Annotated in this window: 18 protein-coding genes and 2 tRNA genes (1 of these 20 cut by a window edge); 4 read left to right on the forward strand and 16 right to left on the reverse strand. The window is 53.5% G+C overall.

The annotated features are described in order from the left end of the window. Positions 1 to 8: 8 nt before the first annotated feature. Together ACJ77P_RS10585 and ACJ77P_RS10590 are read right to left on the reverse strand one after the other, a co-directional pair. Positions 9 to 260 carry a hypothetical protein gene (locus ACJ77P_RS10585; RefSeq protein ID WP_408998196.1) on the reverse strand — a complete coding sequence of 84 codons (252 nt, stop codon included), beginning with the start codon at positions 258 to 260 and terminating at the stop codon, positions 9 to 11. 101 nt (positions 261 to 361) lie between these two features. Beyond that, positions 362 to 1,504: an acyl-CoA dehydrogenase family protein gene (locus ACJ77P_RS10590; RefSeq protein WP_367360319.1), complete on the reverse strand. Its 1,143-nt coding sequence runs from the start codon at positions 1,502 to 1,504 to the stop codon at positions 362 to 364. 384 nt (positions 1,505 to 1,888) lie between these two features. Between ACJ77P_RS10590 and ACJ77P_RS10595 the strand changes: the two genes are divergently transcribed. Beyond that, on the forward strand, positions 1,889 to 2,422 hold the full coding sequence (locus tag ACJ77P_RS10595; protein WP_408998197.1) for an OmpH family outer membrane protein: 534 nt from the start codon (positions 1,889 to 1,891) through the stop codon (positions 2,420 to 2,422). Between the two features lie 110 nt (positions 2,423 to 2,532). On the opposite strand, the gene ACJ77P_RS10600 is transcribed toward ACJ77P_RS10595, so the two are convergent. From ACJ77P_RS10600 to fabG, 4 genes are all read right to left on the reverse strand, one after another. After that, on the reverse strand, positions 2,533 to 7,908 hold the full coding sequence (locus ACJ77P_RS10600) for a filamentous hemagglutinin N-terminal domain-containing protein (RefSeq protein ID WP_408998198.1): 5,376 nt from the start codon (positions 7,906 to 7,908) through the stop codon (positions 2,533 to 2,535). A gap of 189 nt (positions 7,909 to 8,097) precedes the next feature. Then, on the reverse strand, positions 8,098 to 9,702 hold the full coding sequence (locus ACJ77P_RS10605) for a ShlB/FhaC/HecB family hemolysin secretion/activation protein (RefSeq protein WP_408998199.1): 1,605 nt from the start codon (positions 9,700 to 9,702) through the stop codon (positions 8,098 to 8,100). A 334-nt stretch (positions 9,703 to 10,036) separates the two neighbouring features. Next, positions 10,037 to 10,861 carry an amidohydrolase family protein gene (locus ACJ77P_RS10610; protein WP_408998200.1) on the reverse strand — a complete coding sequence of 275 codons (825 nt, stop codon included), beginning with the start codon at positions 10,859 to 10,861 and terminating at the stop codon, positions 10,037 to 10,039. 151 nt (positions 10,862 to 11,012) lie between these two features. Then, entirely contained in the window at positions 11,013 to 11,747 is a 735-nt protein-coding gene (gene fabG, locus ACJ77P_RS10615) for a 3-oxoacyl-ACP reductase FabG (protein ID WP_408998201.1), read from the reverse strand. A gap of 484 nt (positions 11,748 to 12,231) precedes the next feature. On the opposite strand from fabG, the gene ACJ77P_RS10620 reads away from it, so the two are divergent. Both ACJ77P_RS10620 and ACJ77P_RS10625 read left to right on the forward strand, forming a co-directional pair. Next, on the forward strand, positions 12,232 to 12,444 hold the full coding sequence (locus ACJ77P_RS10620; RefSeq protein ID WP_408998202.1) for a dodecin: 213 nt from the start codon (positions 12,232 to 12,234) through the stop codon (positions 12,442 to 12,444). 443 nt (positions 12,445 to 12,887) lie between these two features. Beyond that, positions 12,888 to 15,116, forward strand: coding sequence for a vitamin B12-dependent ribonucleotide reductase (locus ACJ77P_RS10625; RefSeq protein WP_408998203.1), 2,229 nt, complete (start codon positions 12,888 to 12,890; stop codon positions 15,114 to 15,116). A 157-nt stretch (positions 15,117 to 15,273) separates the two neighbouring features. Here the strand turns inward: ACJ77P_RS10625 and ACJ77P_RS10630 are convergent, their stop codons facing one another. From ACJ77P_RS10630 to ACJ77P_RS10650, 5 genes are all read right to left on the reverse strand, one after another. Then, positions 15,274 to 15,693: a secondary thiamine-phosphate synthase enzyme YjbQ gene (locus ACJ77P_RS10630; protein ID WP_408998204.1), complete on the reverse strand. Its 420-nt coding sequence runs from the start codon at positions 15,691 to 15,693 to the stop codon at positions 15,274 to 15,276. A 144-nt stretch (positions 15,694 to 15,837) separates the two neighbouring features. Further along, positions 15,838 to 16,431, reverse strand: a complete 594-nt coding sequence (locus ACJ77P_RS10635) for a hypothetical protein (RefSeq protein ID WP_408998205.1) — start codon at positions 16,429 to 16,431, stop codon at positions 15,838 to 15,840. A gap of 858 nt (positions 16,432 to 17,289) precedes the next feature. Continuing rightward, positions 17,290 to 18,594 (reverse strand): D-alanyl-D-alanine dipeptidase, encoded by a 1,305-nt coding sequence (gene ddpX, locus ACJ77P_RS10640; protein ID WP_408998206.1) that lies wholly within the window; start codon positions 18,592 to 18,594, stop codon positions 17,290 to 17,292. Between the two features lie 308 nt (positions 18,595 to 18,902). After that, a tRNA-Arg gene (locus ACJ77P_RS10645) sits at positions 18,903 to 18,979 on the reverse strand. Positions 18,980 to 19,086: 107 nt separating this feature from the next. Beyond that, positions 19,087 to 20,358, reverse strand: a complete 1,272-nt coding sequence (locus ACJ77P_RS10650; RefSeq protein WP_408998207.1) for a glycosyltransferase — start codon at positions 20,356 to 20,358, stop codon at positions 19,087 to 19,089. A gap of 413 nt (positions 20,359 to 20,771) precedes the next feature. On the opposite strand from ACJ77P_RS10650, the gene ACJ77P_RS10655 reads away from it, so the two are divergent. After that, on the forward strand, positions 20,772 to 20,906 hold the full coding sequence (locus ACJ77P_RS10655; protein ID WP_408998208.1) for an ATP-binding protein: 135 nt from the start codon (positions 20,772 to 20,774) through the stop codon (positions 20,904 to 20,906). A 246-nt stretch (positions 20,907 to 21,152) separates the two neighbouring features. Here the strand turns inward: ACJ77P_RS10655 and ACJ77P_RS10660 are convergent, their stop codons facing one another. From ACJ77P_RS10660 to ACJ77P_RS10680, 5 genes are all read right to left on the reverse strand, one after another. After that, a complete protein-coding gene (locus ACJ77P_RS10660) occupies positions 21,153 to 22,808 on the reverse strand; it encodes an IS1634 family transposase (RefSeq protein WP_408998209.1) in 1,656 nt (551 codons plus the stop codon). A 494-nt stretch (positions 22,809 to 23,302) separates the two neighbouring features. Beyond that, positions 23,303 to 23,379 (reverse strand) — tRNA-Met (locus ACJ77P_RS10665). Between the two features lie 372 nt (positions 23,380 to 23,751). Next, positions 23,752 to 24,366, reverse strand: coding sequence for a Holliday junction branch migration protein RuvA (gene ruvA / locus ACJ77P_RS10670; protein ID WP_408998210.1), 615 nt, complete (start codon positions 24,364 to 24,366; stop codon positions 23,752 to 23,754). Between the two features lie 3 nt (positions 24,367 to 24,369). Further along, positions 24,370 to 24,849 (reverse strand): crossover junction endodeoxyribonuclease RuvC, encoded by a 480-nt coding sequence (gene ruvC, locus ACJ77P_RS10675; protein WP_408998211.1) that lies wholly within the window; start codon positions 24,847 to 24,849, stop codon positions 24,370 to 24,372. Between the two features lie 94 nt (positions 24,850 to 24,943). Further along, positions 24,944 to 25,098, reverse strand: the 3' end of a protein-coding gene (locus ACJ77P_RS10680) for a YebC/PmpR family DNA-binding transcriptional regulator (protein WP_408998212.1). The gene runs 598 nt beyond the window's last position; 155 of the gene's 753 nt are visible here — the last part of the coding sequence; its start codon lies off the right edge, out of view; its stop codon occupies positions 24,944 to 24,946.

The raw sequence follows: 25,098 nt of genomic DNA on the forward strand, positions 1-25,098 counted from the left end.
CCTTTTCTTCAGGGATTCTGCCAGTACGTCTTCCACAAAGGGTTATCGCTTCCCTTTTCCACGATGGAGGAATACAGAACTCTTTCCCTGGTGAAGAGCAACATCATCATGTCGTACCGGATCACACTGCCGCGGGCAGCCAGGCCTGCACTGAGCCGGATCGTGTCGCTTATGGGCATCCCCAGGCTCAACGAAACTCCCTGGTAGGCGCTGCGCTCGAAAGTCAGGGCAAATCCATCCGCCGGAACCCGTCGCATCATCCCCTTGCTTACGTTTTCCCCTCCTGGAAGTTATCCGTTTTTTTCAGCATCCCGTTTTCCGCTCCGCCACAGTTTCGCATGCCTTGGGAACTGCACCCAGCTTATAATCCCAGCGTCCGGGCGATAATGACCTTCATGATCTCATTGGAACCGGCGTAAATCCTCATGATCCGGACATCCCGCCAGGCCCGGGCGATGGGATACTCTTCGCAGTACCCGTATCCTCCGTGAAGCTGCAGGCAGCGGTCGGCCACCCGGCCGGCCATGTCGGTGATCCAGTACTTCGCCATGGACACCTCCCGGGTGAGATCCCTGCCCTCCATGTGCTCAACGATCATCTTGTCGATGAACGTCCGCCCAAGCTCAATTTCCGTCGCCATCTCGGCAAATTCGAACTGGGAATTCTGAAACCGGGAGATGGGCCTCCCGAAAACCGTCCGCTCCCGGCAGTAGGCAATGGTGTTCTCCAACAGAAATTCCGCAATCACCTGCGCCCCGATCGCCACGACAAGGCGCTCCTGCTGCAGCATCTCCATCATTTTCCGGAATCCCGTTCCCTTCTCCCCCAAGCGGTTCGACCTGGGAATCCGGCAATCGGAAAAAAAGAGCTCCGCCGTGTCCTGGCTGTGCCAGCCGATTTTTTTCAGATTGCGCCCTTTTTCAAATCCCGGCGTTCCCGCTTCCACAAGAAAGAGATCAAGCGCCCTGTGCGGGTCCACCACCGCCGGATCTCTGGCCACCAGGACGATGAGGTCACAATTGATCCCGTTGCTGATGAACGTTTTCTGCCCGTTGATCACGAACTCGTCCCCGTCTTCCACGGCGGTGGTGCGTATGGCCGCCAGATCGCTGCCCGTGTTGGGTTCCGTCATGCCGATGGCCGTAATGATGTCGCCGGAGATGCAGCCGGGAAGGTAGCGGTGCTTCTGCTCCTCTGAACCGTATTCGATCAGATAGGGAAGCACGACGGTGTTGTGCAGCCGGGCCGCGAGCCCCGTGAAATTGGTCCGGGCCAGTTCCTCGATGACGATGACCTCATAAAGAAAATCAGCAGCCGGTCCTCCGTAGTCCTCGGGAACGCTCATCCCGAGGTACCCCTGTGCACCCATCTTCTTCCAGACGTCCCGGGGAACGATCCCCGCCTCTTCCCACTCCTCGATGTGGGGGATGACTTCCCTTGTCAGAAATTTCTTCACCGCATCCCGAAAGATCCTATGTTCCTGTGTGTACTGGATGATATCCATCATCAGGCTCCTTTTTACACCACGTCCTCTTTCTTCGGCTAACCGCATCGGCCGATTCGTCGGCTCCTCAACTCGCCGTTTATTGGCCCTGCTTGGCCGCCTCCTTACCGCCCTGTCCTTTATCGATCTGAAGAGTCTTGGAACAACCCCGCGGGTTTTACTTGATTATACAATATGTTCCCAAAGATCCCATCCCCTGCCTGTTCATAGCTTATAGAGCACATGTCAAAAATGTGTCAACAAGAAAGCCTCCCATTGCGGATTCTTTGCAAGAGCGGGAAACCAGATCGACGATCATGATGCCGCGGGATTAAATGTTTGCATAAATAGAGGAACTGGTTTATGAAATTACGAAATTTTTATATCCACCCTGGAGGTAAGCGAATGAAGCACTTTGGATTGATTCTGTCCCTGTTCCTGATCTGCCTTTTTTCCGGCAGCTGTCTGTCACTGGCTGCAGACGGTTCCAACGTACCGCTGAACATCGGAGTTGTCGACTATCAGAAGATCATGCGAACGGCAAAAGCCACGAAAAGCGCCCAGGAAGTCTTTGAAAAGGAATTGCAGACAGCCAAGGATACCCTTGCCGCCAAAGAGAAGGAAGTCCAGGCCATGGAAGAGGATCTGAAGAAGCAGTCACCAAAACTTCCCGTCAAGAAACGCAAGGAAAAAGAGGAAGAGATTGCCAAGGCGGCCAGTGACCTCAAACGGCTGGACAGCGAAAAGGGAGAGGAGTTTCGCCAGAAGGCCGCTGAAATCAATCAGAAGATCCTGGGAGAAATCCGGGAAGTCGTCGATCAAATTCGCCAGCAGGAGCAGTACACGCTGATCTTAGAAAAGAACACCCTGGTATCGTACGACCAAGCCATCGATATCACAGACAAGGCCATCCAATTTTACGACACGAAAAAGAAGTAACGCTTTCTCCCAGAAACGACTCACTTCCAACATCCATCCCGATGCACGGGGGGTAGGCAAGCCTCCGTTTCCCCCGTGTCGGATCGCCAGAATAGTTTTGATGATCAGCCTTACGGATAGATACCCTTCCCGTTCAACAGGACTTTGCCTGGAGCACTGGACACCACCACATCCAAGTCCGCAGGGCCTCTAAGATTCGCTGAAACGCCATTCACCAGAGAGGACGCCTTCAAGGTCAGCAAGCCGCTCGCATTCACATATGGACGCGCCGCCGTACCGATGGTTGAGCCACTCAGGGTCGCATTTCCGGCGGTCAGTGTATAGGCGCCGTTAATGGCTCCCGATCCGGCATTAAGAGTCACACGATTGGTTCCGGCATTCAGACTTCCCAAAAGGGTGAGACTTCCATGTGAGGTGACCGTCACCGCACCGGAAAGAGTGGAGCCACCAAGGTTCAGATCATCGGCATCCACAAGGGTCAGCTTTTTGCCAGCCTTCACAATGACCTTGGAAAAATCGTTTGTCGACGTATTCAATACAATATCATGGGTCCCGGCGTTCAGCGTTGTTGTCCCCGACACCGAAATCCTGCCGCTGTCCGTGATGTCGCCTCCCGCGCGAACGCTCAGGGCGCCGCTTGCCGTCGTCGTCGTCAGGTTGATCCCCGTCGAATCGACCAGCGTCACGTTCCGACCGATGGCGGACACCGTGCCGTAATCGCTCTTCCCATAATTCAGGACAATGTCGCTCTCACCCGAATTCAGCGTCGTCTTTCCAGATACCGAAACCTTCCCGCTGTCCGTGATGTCGCCTCCCGCGCGAACGCTCAGGGTACCGCTCGCCGTCGTCGTCGTCAGGTTGATCCCCGTCGAATCGACCAGCGTCACGTTCCGACCGGTTGCGGACACCGTACCGTAATCGCTCTTCCCATAATTCAGGACAATGTCGCTCTCACCCGAATTCAGCGTCGTCTTTCCAGATACCGAAACCTTCCCGCTGTCCGTGATGTCGCCTCCCGCGCGAACGCTCAGGGTACCGCTCGCCGTCGTCGTCGTCAGGTTGATCCCCGTCGAATCGACCAGCGTCACGTTCCGACCGATGGCGGACACCGTGCCGTAATCGCTCTTCCCATAATTCAGGACAATGTCGCTCTCACCCGAATTCAGCGTCGTCTTTCCAGATACCGAAACCTTCCCGCTGTCCGTGATGTCGCCTCCCGCGCGAACGCTCAGGGCGCCGCTCGCCGTCGTCGTCGACAGGTTGATCCCCGTCGAATCGACCAGCGTCACGTTCCGACCGGTTGCGGACACCGTGCCGTAATCGCTCTTCCCATAATTCAGGACAATGTCGCTCTCACCCGAATTCAGCGTCGTCTTTCCAGATACCGAAACCTTCCCGCTGTCCGTGATGTCGCCTCCCGCGCGAACGCTCAGGGTACCGCTCGCCGTCGTCGTCGTCAGGTTGATCCCCGTCGAATCGACCAGCGTCACGTTCCGACCGATGGCGGACACCGTGCCGTAATCGCTCTTCCCATAATTCAGGACAATGTCGCTCTCACCCGAATTCAGCGTCGTCTTTCCAGATACCGAAACCTTCCCGCTGTCCGTGATGTCGCCTCCCGCGCGAACGCTCAGGGCGCCGCTCGCCGTCGTCGTCGACAGGTTGATCCCCGTCGAATCGACCAGCGTCACGTTCCGACCGGTTGCGGACACCGTGCCGTAATCGCTCTTCCCATAATTCAGGACAATGTCGCTCTCACCCGAATTCAGCGTCGTCTTATCAGATACCGAAACCTTCCCGCTGTCCGTGATGTCGCCTCCCGCGCGAACGCTCAGGGTACCGCTCGCCGTCGTCGTCGACAAGTTGATCCCCGTCGAATCGACCAGCGCCACGTTCCGACCGGTTGCGGACACCGTTTCGAAGTCGTTGCCCGAGGCCGTCAGATCGATGTCGTTCGTTCCGGCTGCGAGGCTTGCCTTTCCCGTTACGATGAAAGAACCGCCATTCTGCGTTACGCCACTGCCTGCCGTCAACCCAGCATTGCTCACACTGAGGGTCGCTGCGTTAATCCCGCTGAGGGTAATATCTCCGCTTTCCGTATAGGTTTTTCCGCTGCCATTCCGCAGCGAGACCGTCACGGCACCCGTCCCCGCATCGATCAAGGTTCCGGGGGCCTGGAAAATCACGGCAGGACCCTCCTCCCGATCGGCATCCACCACTCCGTTGGCAGTGGTGTCGTTTGCCACCAGGTTCAGATTTGAACTGTCCGTGGTGATATCTCCATTGAGAATTACGCTTCTTCCTGCCGCCAACGTCAGATCGCCCCCGTTTCCGGAAGGATTGTTCACGGTGATGGATGAGTTCAACGTGATATCGTTGCTCGCCTGGAGGGTCAGGTTGCTGCCCCCGCCGAGCCAGGTGGCGACGTCATCAGCCGGCAGATTAACACTTGCACCGCTGGAATCCCCAAAGGCATATTTCGAAAACAGGTAAACTGCGCCGCTGTCGGTTTCGCTTTCATCGGCACCGTCATTACCCCAGGCACCAACGGCAAGAAGATTTCCTGCGCCATTGAGCGAAACCGAACGGCCGAAGTAATCTCCATCTTCCAGAATTCCTACGTCCGAATCCTTACCGCCCGAATACCCCTTTCCCATAATCCCCTGAAGGCTGCCGCCGTTGAAATCCGTGGCCGAAAAACTGAACAGGTAAACCGCTCCGCTGTCTTCTGAAGTATTTTCAAAGCCATCATCCCAATCGGCTCCAACAGCCAGGCGGTTGCCGGTATTATTGAGCGATACTGAAACGCCAAAATTATCGTAATTCTCCAGATCGGCAACATCCACATCCTTGTCACCCCCGTACCCCCTGCCGATGATCCCCTGAAGTCTGCCGCCGCTGAAATCCGTGTCCGAAAAACTGAACAGGTAAGCCGCTCCGCCGTCCTCCGTGTCGTCTACTGCTCCATCGTCTCCCTCAGCTCCTACAGCCAGGCGGTCTCCCGATCCGTTCAACGACGCAGAAATGCCGAAGCTGTCTCCACTTGCCAGGCGCGCAACATCCACATCCCTGTCACCCCCGTACCCCTTGCCGATGATCCCCTGAAGGCTGCCGCTGCTGAAATCCGTGTCCAAAAAGCTGAACAGGTAAACTGCTCCGCTGTCTTCCGTGCTCTCGTCAGCCCCGTCATCTCCATACGCCCCGACAGCCAGGCGGTTGCCTGATTTATTCAGCGATGCCGAAATGCCGAAACTGTCTCCACTTGCCAGATGGGCAACATCCACATCCCTGTCGCCCGCGTACCCTTTGCCGATGATCCCCTGAAGGCTGCCGTCGCTGAAATCCCTATCCAAAAAATTGAAGAGATAAACCGCTCCGCTGTCCAACGTGCCATTATCAGCTCCATCATCGCCATAAGCCCCGACAGCCAGGCGGTTGCCTGATCCGTTCAACGATAACGAACGGCCGAAGAAGTCTTCGGCCTCCAGACTGGAGACGTTGACATTCTTACCCCCTGCATAGCCTTTCCCGATAATCCCCTGAAGACTTCCTCCGCTGAAATTTGTATCCGAAAAGCTGAAGAGGTGAACGGCGCCACTCGCGGCAACACTATTGTCCTGTCCGTTATCCCAGTCCGCTCCGACAGCAAGGCGGTCACCGTCATCATTCAGCGATACCGAAACGCCGAAGGAGTCATCCGCCTCCAGGCTGTTGACATCGACATCTTTATTTTCCCCATAACCCAGTCCCAAGATCCCCTGATACGTCCAGTTGGAAAGCTCATCGCTGCCCCCGATGACGATGTTCTTCGGATCCAGAAGGAGTTCACCGCCCCTGCCGGTATCGATCTTGAGAATATCCGCCCGGCGCAGCCGTTCCGCCGAGGAAACCTCCACGTACCCCCCTGAAGCCTGGCCACCGGCGGAAATCCGTCCCAGCATGGTCGTCTCCTTATTCGACCAGACCACCGCCGTCCCACCGGCACTGCCGGTGTGGTCCGCAGAAACGTCGATAGAGGCTGTGTCGTTGACAAACACGTTCTCCGCGTTGGATAGTGTTTCAAGATTCCCCCATCTCTCCAGGAAACCTTCGTTGTATGCCCGTGAGGGGTCCGAATCTTTTCCTCCCTGGAAGGCCCCGCCTATCCGCACAAGACCGCCCCGATTCCCTCCGGAGGCATCCACGACTGCCGAAAACAGGCGCACGGAGCTTCCAGAGAGATCAATCCGCCCCCCCGGACCGGTTGCAGCGGAAGCCCGATAGGTTCCAGAACTCAGAAGTCCCCCCTGGGCTTCCAGCCGGATCGACCCGCCGCCTGTTGCCCCGGAAACATCTGCAACACTTGTGGAGGTTGCCAATGTCCGACCGCTGCTGGAGCAGTTCACCTGCCCGCCTGTTCCCTCAAAGCCCCGAGCCTGCAGCTGATCCGCCAGGGACAAAGTACCGGAAGAATGGACCGAAATGTTACCCCCCTGAGTCCTGCCGTCAGCGGATATCGTCCCCCCCAGGGAAACAAAGCCGCCATCGATCCGAATGGTCCCGCCCTGCTTGCCTGAGGCATCTAACAAGCCCGTGCTGGTCACTTCATCGCCGGCTAGGACAATCTCGCCGTTTCTCTCCTCGATGGACCGGGCTTTCATCACCCCTGTGTTGTTCACCACGCTCCGGAGGACATCGGAGACTCCCCGCGCAGTCAGGAGGACGGAATTTCCCGAGAGGGTTCCCGAATTGCGGATCTCTGCAGCCGCCTTTCCCGGGTCCACCACAAAGCCGACAAGATCGTTTCCTGCAAAATGAACGAGCACCTGATCCCCTGAAGCCAGGGCGGCCGTTCCCTGAGACGCCTGAATCGTCCCCTCGTTCGCGACCGAGGGTGACAACAGGGCGACGTACCCCCCTTGAATTTTTCCCTGATTGAGGATGCCCCCCAGGGAGGCAGAACTCTGGAAACTGTAATTGCCGCCTAAAAAGTCCCTGTCGGCGAGATTCAGAGTCGAAGCGAGAAACCCCCCGACGCTGATTTTAGCATGAGGCCCTACGAGCACGCCATTTGGATTGATCAGCCAGACCTGGCCATTGGCTGAAAGGGATCCGCAGAGTCTCGAAGGATCGGAACCTGTCACTCTGTTTAGAGAAATGGCGGAAGAGGAGGGTTGTATATAGCGCACAGCTTCCCCCTTGTCGATGCTGTAACTTTTCCAGTTCAGGATTGATTTTTTTGTAGATTGTGTAATTTCAAGTGTTCTGGCATTGGGACGCGAAAAGGTGGAACTGCCCGCTTTCAGCTCGCCCCCCCTGGGCAGTGCGTAAGCCGAACCCGTCAACAGAGTTGCAGCCATCGTCAAGGCACTGAGGCCCAGGACCCCCTTCTTGCCCGTTTCCCGAATCGCATCCCGTAATTGTTGCGCGGCGTCCAGTGCCACCGTGAGGCTTCGTTGAATCCTTGTCTTCCTCTGCCTTCCTAAAGCCTGCTTCGCTCGCGTCATTTTGCCCCTCCACGTAACGTTATAGGTGATCTGAAGAGTGGAGTACGCAATAATGGTTCAATTTCATTGACTTATAGTGAACTATATAACCTTTGACCGCTCTTTATCACGTTGTTCACCGTATTCACGGAGGGTTCCCAGACGCAGATCCATCCGTTTTTTTCGACTTATTCTCCAGAAGGGGAAATTTCAGAAGTTCCATGCCGCGGATACATATATTTCGGCATGTCTTGCGTTGAACCGATCCTTCTTCCTGGGCACGGCCCAATCCAGGCGGACGGCAAAGGAGTTTCCTGGAGACAACCTCACTCCGGATCCCAGGCTGGAGAGATAGTCATCCCGACTTTCCCCGGGCTCCGGGTCATTCAGGAATACCCCTCCATGATCGCCGAAAAAAGCCAGTTTGAACATGTCTCCGATCCTCCGGCCGAAGATGCTTTTTTCAGGGAAAAAAGGCGAGGTTTGCAGCTCCGCCGATATAAAATAGCCGCTGTCCCCGTTGCAGCAGGAGGCGTCGAAGCCCCGGACCGATCCCATACCACCCAGGGAAAACTGCTCAACCACGAACAGGCGGTCCGCTGAAAGCTGGCCCTCCCCCCTCAGGATCAGAAAACTGTTGCCCGGAAGCATCTGGATTCGGGAAACATCCAGGTTATATTTGGAAAAGGAGCCGTCGGCGCCCTTGCGGCTCACGCCGGGATCGCTGCGGCCCGAACCGTCGAAGAGATCCCGGACGCCCCGGTGGGCTGTAAAAGCCAGGTTCGTTCGGCCCCGGTAATCATCAACAAAATCGTAGGAAACCCCCAGGGAGAAGACCCGGATCCGGTCCCGGCTCCAGGTTTCATCAAGGATATAATCTGTTAAATTCTTATAGTCGAAGCCGAACTTCACATCGAGACGCTGGGTCAGCCGCCGGTAAAGCGGGTACGTCACATAGAGGCCCAGCAGATCGGATTTTCCGTTGATGTCGAGCGCCCCCAGCTCCTCGCCGGATTCGTAACGGCTGTTGGTATAGTAGAAGCCGACTTTTGTGCCATCATAACCCAGGGGAATGAGGTAATCGATCCTCCCGTAGGACAGCCGCTCCAGATCCAACTGATCGAGGCCGGTCACTCCCCGCAGGGTGAGCTGATCCCCGGTCAGCAGAAGACTGCCCGTTTCCAGCATCAACCCGGCCCGGCTCCGGCTGGAGGATTTCGAACCGAAGTTGTCGTAGGAGAGGCTCCCGGAAAAGGGGGACCGCTCCTCCGCCCGAATCACAAGGTCCGTCGTTCCAGGAGCTTGCCCCGCCTGCAGCAGGGCGTTGACCGAGAGATAGGGATACTCGTTCAAAATCAGAAGGGAGCGCTCCAGGACCGATTCACGGAGGGAAGAATCTCTGCCCAGACGGGCAAGGTGCCTCTCGATAAAGGTGCTGCTGTATCGCCGATTACCGGTGACGGTCACCTTGTCCAGCCGCCCCTCCACCACTTGAATGAGGATTTCGCCGTCCCGAACCGTCTGGGCAGGAACATGGGCATTGACAAGGAGATAGCCCAACTCCCGGTAGCGGGCGGTGATCCTGTCTGCAGCCCCCTGGATCTCCTCCAGAGAAAGCTCCTTCTCCTCCCAGGGAGACACGAGAGATTTGATCTCTTCGGAGGAAAGGATCGTAAAACCCTCCACACGAAAGGCCTTTATCCGGATTTTCGGGGATGGTAAGGGCGTCTCCGCCTTTTGTTCCCGTTCCGCTTCGATTCTGGGGATTTTTTTCGCCTCCCTGGGCCGTTCCGCGCCCCGCTCCAGAGATTTCAAGACATCTCCACTGCGCTCCTGGGCCGGCAATGGCACGGAAGTCAGCAGAATTACCGGAAACGATGACAGGATCGCGATGAGAAGGATTAAACGAGTGTGACGCAACGGCTCTCCTCTGCATGGGGTTTCAGGTAACCCTGCAACAAGCAAGCCCTCCCGTCTCGTCAGGACAGGACAACCCAGGCCGCAATTCCTCATCCGGAACCGACGCCCACCGTATTGGCCGCCCGGGTCATTCTTGAAAAGATCTTCCTTGAAGCTTCAGATCGTCACATTCAGAGTTGTCCCGAATCGAAAAAGATCCGATCCCGGAGCAGGGCTTCTCAAGCAGGGCCTACCCTGCCATCCCCAGCAGCCGCCGGGCATTTCCTCCAAGGATGGCCTCCTTGGTTTCATTGGGGTAAGGCAGAGCCAGAACCCTGTCCACCAGGCCCTTGACGTCATACATTCCGGGCCAGTCGCTTCCAAAAAGGAACCGGTCGGAAAACTTCTCCAGATTCGGGAAAAGGCGAGGCAGGTGGCGGATGGCAATCCCCGCAATTCCGATGTGGACGTTGCGATGCCGCGAAACCATCCAGGCGGCCCGGTCGTACCAGAAGGGCCTGCCCCCGTGCTCCATGAGAATCTTCAAATCGGGAAATTCATCGGCCACGTCATCCAGCAGCAGCGGATCGGCATATTTAATCCGCGTCCCCTGAAAAACCGAAGAGCCAGTGTGAAACATAACGGGCAGGCCTTTCGACTGAACATACTCATAGAAAGTGAAAAAAGACGGATCGTTGGGGTAGAAATGCTGATAGGAAGGCAGAAGCTTGAAGCCTTTCATCCCCAGGTCCTCAACGGCGTGCCGAGCCTGAACTTCGCAGGGTGTGTCCTCCCCGAGATTGAAAGCCGCAAAGGGGATCAACGACTCTTCATCGCGACAGAAGCGGGCGACTTCTTCGTTGGTTATGATGCCGGTACATTTCGGGGCGTATTCGGCCAAGACGACGGTGGAAGAAACTCCCTGCGAGGCAAAGAAGGCCACCAGTTCCTCGGGCGTCAGACCTTCGGCAAACCGTTCGAACGTATCGGGATTATTCTGCAGGAAATACTCCCGGACCCAGGGTTTCCAGGTCTTCACGGGTGCTGCATGGACATGGAAATCAATGATTCTCATTGTTTTTTCTCCCTTTGGAACCCATTTTACACATTCCCCGGTTTCTCTGTTCCATGAGACGTCACATCTGCCTCGTCAGGGAAGCCAGCAAGAACGGTGAAGAGTGACGTATACGGCGCTCGCCGACCGGAAAGGGATAAAAGCATCGCCCTTAGAACATCCCCCCGTTCACAGAAATCACCTGGCCGGTCATATAGGAGGCATCAGCCGAGCAGAGGAAACGGACAACCTTCGCCACTTCCTCCGGCTCACCCACCCGCCGCATAGGGATTCTCTCGCGGATCTGCTCCTGGGGGATATTCTGAGTCATATCCGTCCGGATCAGTCCCGGTGCCACCACATTGATCCGGATCCCCAGCCTCGCCACCTCGGAAGCAAGGGCTTTGCTTGCCGCAATCAGCCCGGCCTTGGCTGCGGAGTAGTTGGTCTGCCCCCGGTTTCCCACCAAAGCCGACAGGGAAGACATCGATACGACCGATCCCCGGCGGGCTTTCATCATCGCCTTGATGGCGGGCTGCGTAACATTGAAGAACCCGTTTAGAGTCGTCGCGATGACGGCATTCCAGTCTTCTTCCGGCATCATCAAAAAGAGATTATCGGCGGTAATTCCCGCATTATTCACCAACACATCGAGAGAAGGCCGGCGGGCGATCACGTTCTCCACGCAGCGCCGGCTTTCGGAGGCATCAGCCACATTGAAGCAGAGCTTCTCCGCTGACCCACCCTCGGCCTCAATGAGAGAAACCGTTTCATCGGCTTTGGCTTCAGAAGAACGGTAATTGACCACCACATGATATCCGCTGCGCGCCAGTTCCAGGGCCACAGCCCGACCGATCCCCCGGCTGGCCCCTGTCACCAGTGCGGTTTCACGCTTATTCTCTTCCATCTCGCGCCCCTGCACTTATTGCGGACCTGCCATGTCCCATCGCCTGAACCATGGCGTCCGACAGATCTCCAATGATCCGGAACAGACGGTCCCCTCGGCCAGACTCGACCACAACCCAGGCATTCAAGGATGATTCTCTCATATAAGGTGTTCAAAAGGCATGGAGCCTGTCGAGGGCAGGGTCAACATCGGTTCCGCTTCTTTTCTCGCGGTAAAAATTCCGCAACGTAGTAGATAAGAATTCCCCCCTGAAGTCAAGGGAAAACCAGACCTTTTCATTGACAACAACCCTCGCCAAGCCTTATATTGTTGGACAAGTGAGAGAAGCTTGACCAGAAGCCTTGAACAATCTGAAGGAACCAGAGGTTCAAAAAGGAATGCGCTTCAGGGAAAGCGACCGGATTTCAGCAGAGCACACGTGCTGGGAGGTTTGCGCCGGTTTTCATGTTCATCGATAACCAACACTACACAGAAGGAGGCTACCATGTCTGACCGAGTTTACAAAAAAGTTGAAGTCGTAGGAACCTCGAAAAAGGGCATCGACGAGGCCATCAACAATGCAATTGAAACAGCTGCCAAAACCATCCGCAACATCGACTGGTTTGAAGTAGCGGAAACCACCGGCCACGTTGTCAATGGCAAGGTTGAACATTTCCAGGTCACGCTGAAAATAGGCTTCCGGTTTGAAGAAGATTGACGAGAAGCCGCGCTGATCCCCGTTCTCCGAAAGCGGGGCTCAGCGCGGCCCTGTCTTTTGTCACCGAATCATAAGAAAAACCGCCCTTGACATTTCCCGCCAAATGATTCTCTCGACCCATTACGACACATTATGCTGCCTCGACGAGGCCCGCGACGTTACAAAGCAGCAATCGGTCCGCCCTCAGTCTGCACAATAACCCTCCCTTTTGAATTACGATAGCGTCCGGCATCCTGTCGTCTGACGTGTGCTGCGCATCATGAAAAGGCAGCCGCAAAGCTTCGTTCACGGCAGCACCCGTTTTCTTCAAGCCTTCAGACAACTTAGAAGCAGAAAGCCCCTGCCCCTTGACAAACTCTACATATTGTGGTTAATGTCGGCCGTCATACAGCATGTGGTGTTTTGAACCACTCTTTTTCTTATTTCTTAAGGAGTTATCTGCAATGAAGAAGAATTCTTATACCCCCATCGTCCCGGAATTAACGAAAAACGCCATGACGGTTCTGGAAAGGCGCTATCTGAAGCGCGACAAGGATGGCAAGGTCCTGGAAACGCCGGGGCAGATGTTCAGGCGGGTGGCGGAAACCATTGCAGAGGCTGATAGAAAATTCAGCAAAAAGAATGGGGTTTCAAAGCTGGCAGACGAGTTCTATTCGATGATGACCTCCCTCGAATTTCTTCCCAACTCGCCAACCTTGATGAATGCCGGCCGCGAACTGGGGCAGTTGTCCGCCTGCTTTGTCCTGCCGGTGGGCGATTCCATGGAGGAGATCTTCGATGCGGTTAAATACACAGCGCTGATCCACAAATCCGGGGGCGGCACCGGGTTCTCCTTTTCGCGGCTCCGCCCAGCCAACGACGTGGTTATGACGACCACCGGCATATCCAGTGGACCCATATCCTTTATGCGCGTCTTTGACGTGGCCACGGAAACCATAAAGCAGGGCGGCACCCGCCGCGGTGCAAACATGGGAATCCTTCATGTCGACCATCCGGACATCATGAATTTTATCATGTGCAAGGCCGACAAAAAGCAGCTCAATAACTTCAATATCTCCGTTGGTCTCACTGAAGCATTCATGAAGGCGGTGGAAAAGGATGAAAATTATGAACTGATCAATCCCCGCGACGGGCAGGTTTCAGGCACCCTGAACGCTCGCAAGGTATTCAACCGCATTGTGGCACAGGCCTGGGAAAACGGGGAGCCCGGCATCGTGTTTCTCGACCGCATCAACCGCGACAACCCTACTCCGCATGTTGGAAAGATCGAATCCACCAACCCCTGCGGGGAGCAGCCCCTTCTTCCTTATGAATCCTGCAACCTCGGTTCGATCAATCTCTCCCGGATGGTCAAGGACGGAACCGTCAACTGGGATCGCCTCAAGAAGGTGGTCCATCTGTCCGTCCATTTTCTGGACAACGTGGTGGAAGTCAACAGGTACCCCCTCCCACAGATCGCCGAGATGACCCTTGCCAACCGCAAAATCGGGCTTGGGGTCATGGGCTGGGCGGATATGCTGATTCTTCTGGGCATTCCCTACAATTCCGAAGAGGCCATCGAACTGGCCGGGAAGGTCATGGGATTTATAAACCAGGAAGGGCACGCGGCCTCACTCGCCCTGGCCAAAACGCGCGGCGCGTTCCCGAACTTCAAGGGGTCCATCTATGACCGGAAGGGTGAGTCTCCTGTCCGCAACGCCACGGTCACCACCATAGCGCCGACAGGAACCATCTCGATCATCGCAAATGCCTCTTCGGGCGTGGAGCCTCTCTTTGCCGTCTCTTATGTCCGGCAGGTCATGGACAACGACATCCTCGTGGAAGTTCACCCCTACTTCGAAGCCATAGCCAAGCAGCGCGGATTTTATACGCCCGCATTGATGCAGCAGATCGCGGAGCAGGGAACGCTTCACGACATCGACGAGGTGCCGGAAGATCTCCGCAACGTCTTCGTCACGGCCCACGACATATCCCCGGAAGTACACATCCGCATGCAGTCCGCCTTCCAGAAATTCACCGACAATGCCGTGAGCAAGACCGTTAATTTTGCCAATGATGCATCCATCCAGGATGTCGCACAGGTCTATGAACTTGCCTATAAGCTGGATTGCAAAGGGGTGACCATCTATCGCGACGGTTCGCGGGATCAGCAGGTCTTAAGCAAGGGGAAGAAGGAAGAGCAGGTCCTTCCAGAGGTTCTGGATCGGGAAAAAACAACCATCAAGCGTGAGCGTCCAAAGGTTCTCAAGGGCTGGACCTATCAGATGCAGACCGGCTGCGGCCCGCTTTACATCACCATCAACGAGGACAGCACCGGTCTTTTCGAGCTGTTTACCACCATGGGCAAGGCGGGCGGCTGCGCCGCCTCCCAGAGCGAGGCCATCGGACGCATGGTATCACTGGCCTGGCGCAGCGGGGTTCAGGCGCGCCAAGTCATTCGACAGCTCCAGGGAATTTCCTGCCATTCTCCGTCAGGCTTTGGCGAAAACAAGATCCTGTCCTGTGCGGATGCCGTGGCCAAGGCGATTCAATCCCACTTGGCGGCCAACGGCGGCAAAGTGCAGGAGAAGCGAGCCTTTCTGAAAGGCGCGTGCCCGGAGTGCGGCGGTATCGTCGAGCATGAGGGCGGCTGCGTGGTATGCCACATCTGCGGCTACAGCGAATGTGCATAGACCTTGAAATAGCGTGATGGCAACCCGCATTCCGCCAGAGAACCGTTCCGTCATCGTGAAAGGCAGCGGATTGAGGGGGTGAACATCAAACAAACGGGGGGGCATCGTTAACCGGATCGATTGCCAATGAAAGAAACACAGGCCATTTTTCCTCGGATCATTCTCCGATAATCTTTACCAGCACTCTCTTCTCCCTGAGGCCATCGAACTCTCCGTAAAAGATCTGTTCATACGGACCAAGATCCAGGATTCCGTTCGTAACGGCGACCATGACCTCCCGGCCCATGATTTGCCTTTTCAGATGAGCGTCACCGTTTGTTCCCCCCGTCTCGTTGTGATGATACTGTGTAATGGGTTCGTGAGGCGCCAGCCTTTCCAGCCACAGGGCGAAATCCTGAAGCAGACCCTTTTCATCACCGTTGATGAAGACGGAAGCCGTTATGTGCTTGGCGTTGACAAGGACGAAACCTTCCTGAATCCTGCTTTCATTCAGACATTGGACAATCTGTTCCGTAATATTTAAAAAGCCCACCCTGCTGGGAATTTCAATCCACAACTCTTTTCGAAATGATTTCATTTTTCACCTCCACGAAAAAACTAAACCACCACCGGCGCGAAAACCGGTGGTGGTTTAGTTTCCTATACAGCCCTCACAGACTGTCTATCCTCTTGCTGCAATAAGAGAAGACTGCGGGCAACCTTTTCCTCTAATTGCCTGGAACTACTTGTTATTCCTTCTTCTAACAAACCCAAGTCCCAGAAGGCCGCTGCCCAGCAGAAATATGGCCGGGGGAACTGGGACCGGATTCGGAACCATGGCCACGTCGACAGCAAAATAGGTTTCCTGAATTCCTGATCCACCTGCATCTTCCAGTCTGACACCGTAGAACCTTGTATCCGTGACAAAGCCGACAAACTGGCCTTCATTCGTGTTGGGAATTGCAGTCACTAAGGTGTTGTCATCATTGATGTACATGTTGATACCGGTTCCTGCACCACCGGGATTCTTCAGATCGAACCAGCCGCCGAAGGCTGACATGCCGGGAGCATAATTGTAAACCTGGAAGCGGGGCACATCCTTATCAACGATATTCTCGTAGACTCCGTAATGAACGACTCCAGCGCCGCCTGTCTCGGTCAGGCTGAATCCGGCTTCGAACGTTCCATCATCAAAATTCTCCACGACGAGAGCCGAGGGGTCAATCGCATTCAGGAAGCTGACATAGTTGGTATACGTGGTAACCGTGTAAGCCTGGGCTCCTGCCGCAAAGCTCATCACCAGCAGGAACATAAAAACATAAGCAATCTTTTTCATCTTCTCATCTCCTTTGTTATGGAGTTGTTATAACATTAACTTACTGCTGCCCGCAGTCTTTACTTCTTCAAATATCAATTTCTCCCCCCTCTCTTGTTTTTAATGATTTCGCGGGATCTACCCGCCGAATGCGATGCCATTCCGACGGACGCCCCCTTAGTGCTCGACGCACCAATCATGAACAGATGACGAAGGGCAGGTTAACGACACCAAAGAAATGTCACAATAAGCAGCATGAACGGATGAATCGGCACATCGAAATCACGGATATCCTCACGGACACTGCAATGTCTCTTTCTCCATCACCCCACCTTTCATGCGGAAAACAACCATTTCAGAAGCGTCGGCAAGATTCCCGCTTAGCAGGATGCAGCGGAGATCGTTGCCATAAAACCGGTTCAGTTTCCCAACGCGATAAACTATCTCATTGCTATATTTTCAAAGATCCGATGCTGAATCGTACGAACTGGGACCTCAAAAATCAATACCGGAAAAGCCTTATTTTATCTAAGATTAAACGGTAACTTTGACTTCCATAAAATCTTATAGTTTATGGTCTGCGTAATTGTTGAATAATGTTGAATAACGGAACGTTGCCTGGGGGAGGGATCTAAATATTCTGCCTCAACAGGATAATAAGTCCTTAGATGTCAAATGGAATCATACGGTCAGGGCAAGAGCCCTGTTGTTTGAAGCTTCGACGATGCACTCCAGCGGATCATGGAGCCCTCCGGTCAGTCTTTTACGGAAACGTCTCTCCGATGAGGGCAGACCGCCAGCCAAAATGAAAGGGGGATCTGCCCCTGCCGACCAGGTCCGGAGATGCCCCGACCGGTCTTCAACCGCACGGGGATCCAGTCAACGGCAACGTTCGTTAAGAGAAGCATCGATCATTTCCCCTGCACCATCGCCGTCATCATAGTGCCACCATTCACTATAAAGTCTTTTGAATCCGGCCTGTTCCATGGTCTCGGCAAGAAGCGTCCGATTTTCTATGACCTGCAGTGGAAGATTCTTTTCCCCATGTCCGGCCCGGACCGAAAAATCGTCAAAGGCGGTGGGCATCTCCAGTTCCCTGCCCGCCGAATCCACGAGAGTCACGTCTACCGCATTTCCTCGGTTATGGCGGGATCCGGCCTTCGGGTCTGCCACGAATCTGGGGTCCGGCACGAGGGACCAGAATAACCGCTGGGCCGCCAGTGGCCGGTAACAGTCCCACAGTTTCAGAGATAATCCCTTTTTTTTCAACTCCCGCTGGACCCGGGCAACCTTGGCCGCAGTTTCAGCCCTGAGGAAACAACGCCCGCAGTCATAAATCTTCCGTCCGGTGAAGTTATTGCTCCCGGCATATCGCATATCAACCGCAGCATCCGGCACCATGGTTTTGATATCCACCAAGGGAAAGGTTTTGCTGGTCGAGCGGGGCTCCATAAGGCTTGGAGAAGGCAGCTGCCAGCTGTTCCAGACCCTGGCGTAAACATTCCGGGGAAGTTGGACCAGAACGGGATTTCTGTCGGATTGGATCCACTTCATGATTCTTATCAGGTCGCCTTCAGAAAGAGCCGTGCAACCGCAGGTCGGTTCGCCCGAAGAGTGCCTGATATGGATAAAAATGCAGCTCCCCTTGCCGGCCTTGGGATCAGAGGTATTGTAACCCACAACCAGCAGGATCCTGTACATATCCGCAAACTCCCACATTCGCTCCGAACTTTTCCAATCCCTGCCCCTGTCGTCGGATAGTTCATGTATCCCGATGATCCGGTTGTAGTAACGGGATGACGGGTCATCCACACAATGGATTCCTTCAACGATCTGACGATAGGGGAACAAGGCGCCTCCCGGCGGCTGAGCAGACAGGCCCATGGCCAGCGGAATGGGAAAGATCCCGGCCGGAGCCCTGAGATCCCCCTCAGCCTTGATCGGCTCACCGGGCAAGATTCCACCAGAGTTCGAATCCCAGGCAAGTCCCTGACGACCCACAACTGCGGCGATGCCTTCCCCCTTTCGGCACCAGCCTTCTCCCGTTCGATCGAAGAGAAACAGGGTAGCCCGGGAATCGTTCCAGGAATCGGTTACGGAGACGATGACCTGTGCGCCCCCTCCAGATTCACGGGGAAAGCAGGGAGAGGCCGTCATCACCAGCAGCAAGGACAATAATATCATGACGAGATACCTCATCATTCCACTCCTTGGACCTTTGGATCATTGACTTTGCCTGATTCGTATCGGACTGTCCAGTTCCTTTCCAACATCTTCTTCCCATGCTGTTCCTGCTCTTTTAACAGTGAGCCCTTCCCGGTTGTGAAAAGCGAGCCGCCCGATCATCGGCACAATCTCATGTCCAGACACTTCTTTCCTGTCTGTTACGAGGCCCGGGGCTGTTTCCAGGATTTTGATATCCACACTGCGGTCAACGGCAGTCACTATTCATAAAAAAATGGGCTATGAAATAGTTCATAACCCATTGATATTGGTGCCCCTGCCGCGATTCGAACGCGGGGCACACGGATTAGGAATCCGTTGCTCTATCCTGCTGAGCTACAGGGGCTTGAATGATAACCTGAAGAGTTTAGCGGTTTAACACTCTTTTGATTGGGTGTCAATACACTTTGAGTGAATCAATCCCCCTGGCAGGCATGCTCGTAAGCCTTGAGTTTACCCCCTCTCACTCTGCAGACGACCATAGTCATCCTCCAATCGTTCAATATCATCTTCCCCGAAATAATCGCCGGTTTGGACTTCGATAAAGCACAACTCTTCCGGGTCCGGATTGCCGATGCGGTGCCATGTCCGTACAGGTATCTCAATGGCTTGACCGGCCATTAAATCTATATTCCGTCCACCTCTGTTCACCACAGCCCTGCCGTTGATCACATACCAGTGCTCAGTGCGTCGTTGATGTCTCTGATAGCTCAATCGCTGCCCCGGATAGACGGTTATTCGCTTGACTTTGTGGTTCGGAGCTTCAGAAAGAATTTCATAAAAACCCCAGGGCCTGCACTTTTCTCCTTCCTTCTGCCTGACAAGCTTTTCATATAATTCCCTGTAATCCTGCACCATGCGGTCTGTACTGAACCGCGCTTCAATCCGTCTACGGCATTGTGAACGGTCAAGCTGGCCAGCTTTTGGAACCGCATCGGCTATCTCCTCAGGATTTTCAACAAGAATGCCTGAAACACCATCTTCAACAATTTCCGACACACCTTCCCGGTTCAATGCTATCACCGGCGTTCCGCAGGCCAGGGCATCCATAGCGGTAAATTTGAATGGGTCTGTATTGCAGAATGGCTGAATCAGTGCATACGCGCCTCCGAGAAGTTTTTTCCGCATCCCCGGTTCCGCACGCTTGAGATGAAGAATGCTGTCCCCGTCGATATTCGGCCGTATGCAGCGGTCAAAGTATTCCCTGTCCTCATCATCGCCGACAAGAAGGAGCGGCAATCCAGTTTCTCTGGCCACATCAATGCACGGCGCCGCACCTTTTGCCTCGGTAAGGCTTTCCATGAACAGCAGGTATTTCCCCTGGCCCGCTTGGAAATGAAATCGCTGCAAATCAACACCAGGATGAATCGTTGCGACATAATCGAGCTCGCAGCTTTTGCCTGCCTCGCTGACCGCTACATAATGGGCTTGCGTGTTGAAGTGTTTATAGTCGGAAAGGCTGTCCGGAGAAAAAAACCTAGGCATAGTCACCACAACAGGCGTGCCGTTCGTCCTCAGGCACGCGAGAGGCACACAATCGAGATAGATGTGAAGGATATCGAATGGATCCCCCTGCTCAAATACCTCAGACACGGGGAGCCGTTCGCTCAGCTTCGTCGGAGTCGAGGATTTCCCGCCCAGTACAGCGGAGTCTCTTTTCCAGGACATTCTCCATGCGTTTAGACCATCAGCGGCAAAGGGAACCACATCGATGCCATGCTTCACAAGGCCTTCCGTAAGCGGAGAAACAATGTTTTCCCATTCGCTTGAGCTGCAAAGGGTTGTACACCAATTAAGGGGGAAAAACAAAGCGACCCTCATGATTATCCAGGACTCCTCATAATGACGGTGCTTTATGACAAGATGAAACCAAGATTTCTCGATGTGCAATGGTGAAATTGCAACTAATATGCCCTACTCATTTGATCTTCTTGAATATCACCCCTTGTTTATGGTCTGTTCGAGCTCCTCTCTGATTGCTGCAATCGAGCCATTCCGTGATCGGTGTCAATGATCGCCTTAATCGGGCCACCGATTTTCGCCGTAATGAAGCCAGCAAAAAGGGCTGAAAAAGGGTCTTTGGACCCCCTTTTAAATCAGGCCATTTCACCTCCTTTCAAAGCTTGTTTTTCTGATCTTTGACACCCTTTTCCAAGGAAGGGGAGGAATTGCTTTTCCAGGTTTTGGCGGAACGGAATGACAAGGGATCTGTGATCATCACCACGAATCTCGGTTTGCCGACTGCACTCAGATTTTCGGCAATCCGACCATGACTGCTGCCCTTCTGGATCGGTTACCCCCACAAAGCCCATATCATCGGCTGTAACTGGGATAGCTATCGTTTGAGAGAAAGTCTCAAAGAAATGATGAACAGTGACGTTTCGCCGGTAAAACTCCGGTCGTCTCCCGGCTCCCTACCTTTTACCCGCCTTCGACAGCGGTAGGTAAACAAAATTGAAATTCTTATGTAAAATTATCGTTATAAGTCGTTGTCGAATTTTTGGCGTTTGCCTACATTTTTAAGGGGTCACCTGGATATGCCGAATACGTTGCGGTGGAGATATCTTTAGTTGTTTTAGGATGTTGACTTGTTCCGGTGTCGGTTCGGTGGTCTGTAATACCCGTCCTTCTTTTGAAAAAAATTCTCCAAGATGAAGGCGCTCCATTTGAGCTTTGATATGGTCCCAAGGCATGTTCGTTTTCCTCTCGGCAACCCTTACCAGAAGGAGTGCCAGGAAACAGAGGAACACATGGGCTTCGATCCGTTCATCCTTCCGGTGATAAACAGGCCTCAGATCCAGAGTCGTCTTCAAGGTTCGGAAGGCCCGCTCCACTTCCATCAGTTGCTTGTACCCCAAGGCCACATCCTCAGCGCTCAGGGTGTCGTCACTGGTGGAGATGATGTATTTCCCGTCCAGATGGGCCTCCTCCTTGATCTTTCCCTTGTCGATTTTGATCCGGCCGGTTTTCAACTGCCGCAGGTATCTGCCCATGGTCCGATGGGACAGAAGGGCGCAGACGCTCTTCGTGTGACCCGGCCCGGCCTGATCCTTGATGGACTTCAGAGCTTCTTCAATCTTTTTGAGGGTCTTCTCACGGGTGGCCTGGTCCTTTTTGGCCTCCTCAGGATTGTGAACCAGGATGAACCGGCGGCGCTTTTCCCCATCGCCAATGGTCACTTCCTTGATCTCCAGGTTTTCCCGTACGGAAGTGAACCTGCCCCGCTTGGCCAGAACCTCACGGTGGATCTCCTGATTATCCCGGAGCTTCTCGCCGATGATGTAATGGCCGCCGGCCTTCTGCAGGATCAGGCGATTCTCTTCGGAACTCATCCCACGGTCCATGACCCAGACGCAACGGCCCAGCTTCCAGCCGAGAAGATCGCTTTTGACCTTCTCCACGGTCTTCATGTCCGACGTGTTTCCCGGCATCGTCCAGCACTTTACCGGGATGCCCTCCTTCGTGACCGCCAGACCGATCACCACCTGGGGAAGATCCGGCCGGTGATCCTTGGAATGACCGTACCGTCGAAGACCCTCCTCGTCTTCTTCATCCATTTCGAAGTAGGTGCTGGTGGTATCGAAGAAGATCAGGTCCACCTCCAGGTTCAAAAGATCCGCCACGGCAAAGTAGACTTCCTTGTGGATGGTTTTCCGATACTCCAGCAGAACATCCATGGCCCGGTACAGATGCTGAAGCTCGATCGGTTCAGGATTCCCCAGGGCCACGTCTTCTTTTACCCACTCCTCGACGCCTCTTTTGGAATCCGGGGCCAGCGCCCGATTGGCGACCATGGCAAAAGTCGCCCATTCCACCGGAGACGTAAAAGACCGGTCTTTCATGCATTGAGAAAGAGCGTCGGGGATTCCCAACTGTTCCCACAGAGCACGGAGCAAATAGGCGCCACCCATGGGAACGCTCTTGAGGAATCGGATTGGATTTTCACCTTCTATCGTCCCTTGAATCCGCAAAGCCTCTTCCGGAGTGAGGAAGCGGGACAGGCTCTTGGTGAGTCTTCGAATCGCATCGACATCAAGGGAGTCGGCGCGGCCAAAGGTGTAGAGAACATCCGCTTTCGATTGTCCCGTTTTGGCATCTCGAACATTATGCGCCAACTGGACGTATGTGGTGGTCGATCCGCTCTTGTTTTTTCTTGAGATTGTTCTGACGTACATGTCTACTCATGTAACGTAGACTACCAACGATGTCAAGCATAATTACATATTTCGCATGCCTACAGGTTTTTCAGTTTTTTGAGAGTCCGACTGTGAAAATTCAATGACTTACGCTATTCAAAAGGTCAAAATATGCCTACAACTGTCGAACGCGGGTTTTACTGGCGATCAATAAGAAAGACAGGGGATGACCTGCCCGTCATCCCAAAGTATAAACACTGCTCTGGGTGGTCAAAATTCGATTATCACAGGTGGTCAATTTTCGGTTGTCATTACCACAAAGTATAAATACTGCTCTGGGTGGTCAAAATTCGGTTGTCACAGGTGGTCAATTTTCGGTTGTCATTACCATTCATAGGAATGGCTTAAAGATTGATGGGTTAGATTATCGTCGTGGGGTTTCCTCAAACACTGCCCCCAGCATTTCGGTCAGCCGCAGGTTACACACTCCACAAAAAAAGGCTAACGAATTTTCGTTAGCCCCTTGTTTTTATTGGTAGCGGGGAGAGGATTCGAACCTCTGACCTTTGGGTTATGAGCCCAACGAGCTACCGGACTGCTCCACCCCGCGTCATCACTACGTGATCAATACCCTTCTCATCCTCCAAAGCAACGGCTTTTCTGAAGCCCTATATCTCGAACAGCCACTATTTTCTGATCTTTTTGACATTGTGCCTTGATGTGACGTTGCCAATGGCCCCATCCGCACACCCTCAAAACTCCTCATCACAGGATGCACACTTTTTCTTCTAAAAGATCATTCAAATTGTTGTCGGTCTTCTATCCCAGTTGCCTATCGCTTGTCAAGAAAAACTTTAATATACATGAACTACCAATATTTTATATAAAAGTTCTTCAAAGTTAATTTGCTACTATACTCATATTTTGATTTCTTTTTCCTGTAAGCGATTTTATATGAACAATCCACTGGACAAAATAGCCGCTACAGGGCAAGCCTTTTTAAGGCTTCCTTCAGGATTATGTCCAAAGGTGTGTTTTTATCATTTTCTGAGAGGATTTTTTCGATCGCATCCTTTGCCGACTGACTTTTGTAACCCAGGTTAACCAATGCGGAAACGGCATCTTCCTCTATCAAAGTTTTAGTGATCATGCCCCTTCTGGCGCCAATTGATCCTTCCTGCGGCCGTGGTTTCCATACGGATATTTTGTCCCTCAGCTCCAGAATAACCCGCTCCGCCGTTTTCTTCCCAAGCCCCGGAACTTTTAAAAGACGTTTCAGATCATTATTCGCTACCGCATGAATCAAGTCATCCGAGCTGATTCCAGACAAAACATTCACGGCCAGGCGTGGACCGATGCCTGCAATCGAAATCATTAACTTGAATAGATTTTTTTCTTTTTCCGTGCAAAAGCCTATGAGTTGGATCGAATCCTGCCTGAAACAGGTATAAATGAACAGGCTTACCTCAGCGCCTAATTCGGGAAGTTCATAATAGGTTGACAGCGGGATCAGGATCTCATAGCCAATCCCATGATTATCGATAATAACCGTGGGAACGACTTTATATAGAAGTGTTCCTCTTATTTGTGCGATCATTCGTTACATGGGATCGTTCTTTCGATGATTGATGTGGCATATCGCCACGGCAATGGCGTCTGATGCATCTTCAGAGGGAAGCTCTGAAAAGTTCATGATCACCTGGACCATCTTTTGTACTTGAATCTTTTCAGCCCGTCCGTACCCGACAACGGCCTTTTTTATTTCAAGGGGCGTGTATTCAAAGACCGGCAGGTGGTGCTTTGATCCTGCCAGAATGGCCACCCCCCTCACATGCCCCTGCTTGATGAGACTTTTGATGTTTTTCCCGTAAAAGATGTTTTCAATCGCTACAGCATCAGGCTTTTCCTCTGCCACGATTGAAAAGAGCTCGTTGTACACTTTCTCCAGGGCTGCCGTAAATAAGGAACCTCTCTTGATTTTGATTTCGCCGTGCCGGATATCAATATACCGTTCCTGTCTTTTTTCTACGACACCATAGCCCGTTACAATACTGCCTGGATCAATTCCTAGGATTTTCAATCGTTGAATCTACGCCTCATAAAACCGTTCAATGGTTTCTTCCACCCTTTCCTTCCTGTCCTCATCACAACGTTTCTCTTTTTACTATCTATTTTTATGAACTGAATTTCTCGACAATTTCATCATCAATATCGAAATTTGCATAGACATTTTGAACATCGTCATTATCTTCCAGCTTATCGATCATTTTGAGCATCTGTTCAGCTTTCCCATCTTCCAGCTTTACGGTGTTCTGGGGGATCATGCCCA

Source organism: Syntrophus buswellii (assembly GCF_046097065.1).
GTDB classification, from domain to species: Bacteria; Desulfobacterota; Syntrophia; order Syntrophales; family Syntrophaceae; genus Syntrophus; species Syntrophus buswellii.

Excerpts from the sequence above, each read along its gene's own strand:
- ACJ77P_RS10585 (WP_408998196.1), bottom strand. The coding sequence starts at position 260 with ATGATGCGACGGGTTCCGGCGGATGGATTTGCCCTGACTTTCGAGCGC.
- ACJ77P_RS10590 (WP_367360319.1), bottom strand. The coding sequence starts at position 1,504 with ATGGATATCATCCAGTACACACAGGAACATAGGATCTTTCGGGATGCG.
- ACJ77P_RS10595 (WP_408998197.1), top strand. The coding sequence starts at position 1,889 with ATGAAGCACTTTGGATTGATTCTGTCCCTGTTCCTGATCTGCCTTTTT.
- ACJ77P_RS10600 (WP_408998198.1), bottom strand. The coding sequence starts at position 7,908 with ATGACGCGAGCGAAGCAGGCTTTAGGAAGGCAGAGGAAGACAAGGATT.
- ACJ77P_RS10610 (WP_408998200.1), bottom strand. The coding sequence starts at position 10,861 with ATGAGAATCATTGATTTCCATGTCCATGCAGCACCCGTGAAGACCTGG.
- fabG (WP_408998201.1), bottom strand. The coding sequence starts at position 11,747 with ATGGAAGAGAATAAGCGTGAAACCGCACTGGTGACAGGGGCCAGCCGG.
- ACJ77P_RS10620 (WP_408998202.1), top strand. The coding sequence starts at position 12,232 with ATGTCTGACCGAGTTTACAAAAAAGTTGAAGTCGTAGGAACCTCGAAA.
- ACJ77P_RS10625 (WP_408998203.1), top strand. The coding sequence starts at position 12,888 with ATGAAGAAGAATTCTTATACCCCCATCGTCCCGGAATTAACGAAAAAC.
- ACJ77P_RS10630 (WP_408998204.1), bottom strand. The coding sequence starts at position 15,693 with ATGAAATCATTTCGAAAAGAGTTGTGGATTGAAATTCCCAGCAGGGTG.
- ACJ77P_RS10635 (WP_408998205.1), bottom strand. The coding sequence starts at position 16,431 with ATGAAAAAGATTGCTTATGTTTTTATGTTCCTGCTGGTGATGAGCTTT.
- ddpX (WP_408998206.1), bottom strand. The coding sequence starts at position 18,594 with ATGATATTATTGTCCTTGCTGCTGGTGATGACGGCCTCTCCCTGCTTT.
- ACJ77P_RS10660 (WP_408998209.1), bottom strand. The coding sequence starts at position 22,808 with ATGTACGTCAGAACAATCTCAAGAAAAAACAAGAGCGGATCGACCACC.
- ruvA (WP_408998210.1), bottom strand. The coding sequence starts at position 24,366 with ATGATCGCACAAATAAGAGGAACACTTCTATATAAAGTCGTTCCCACG.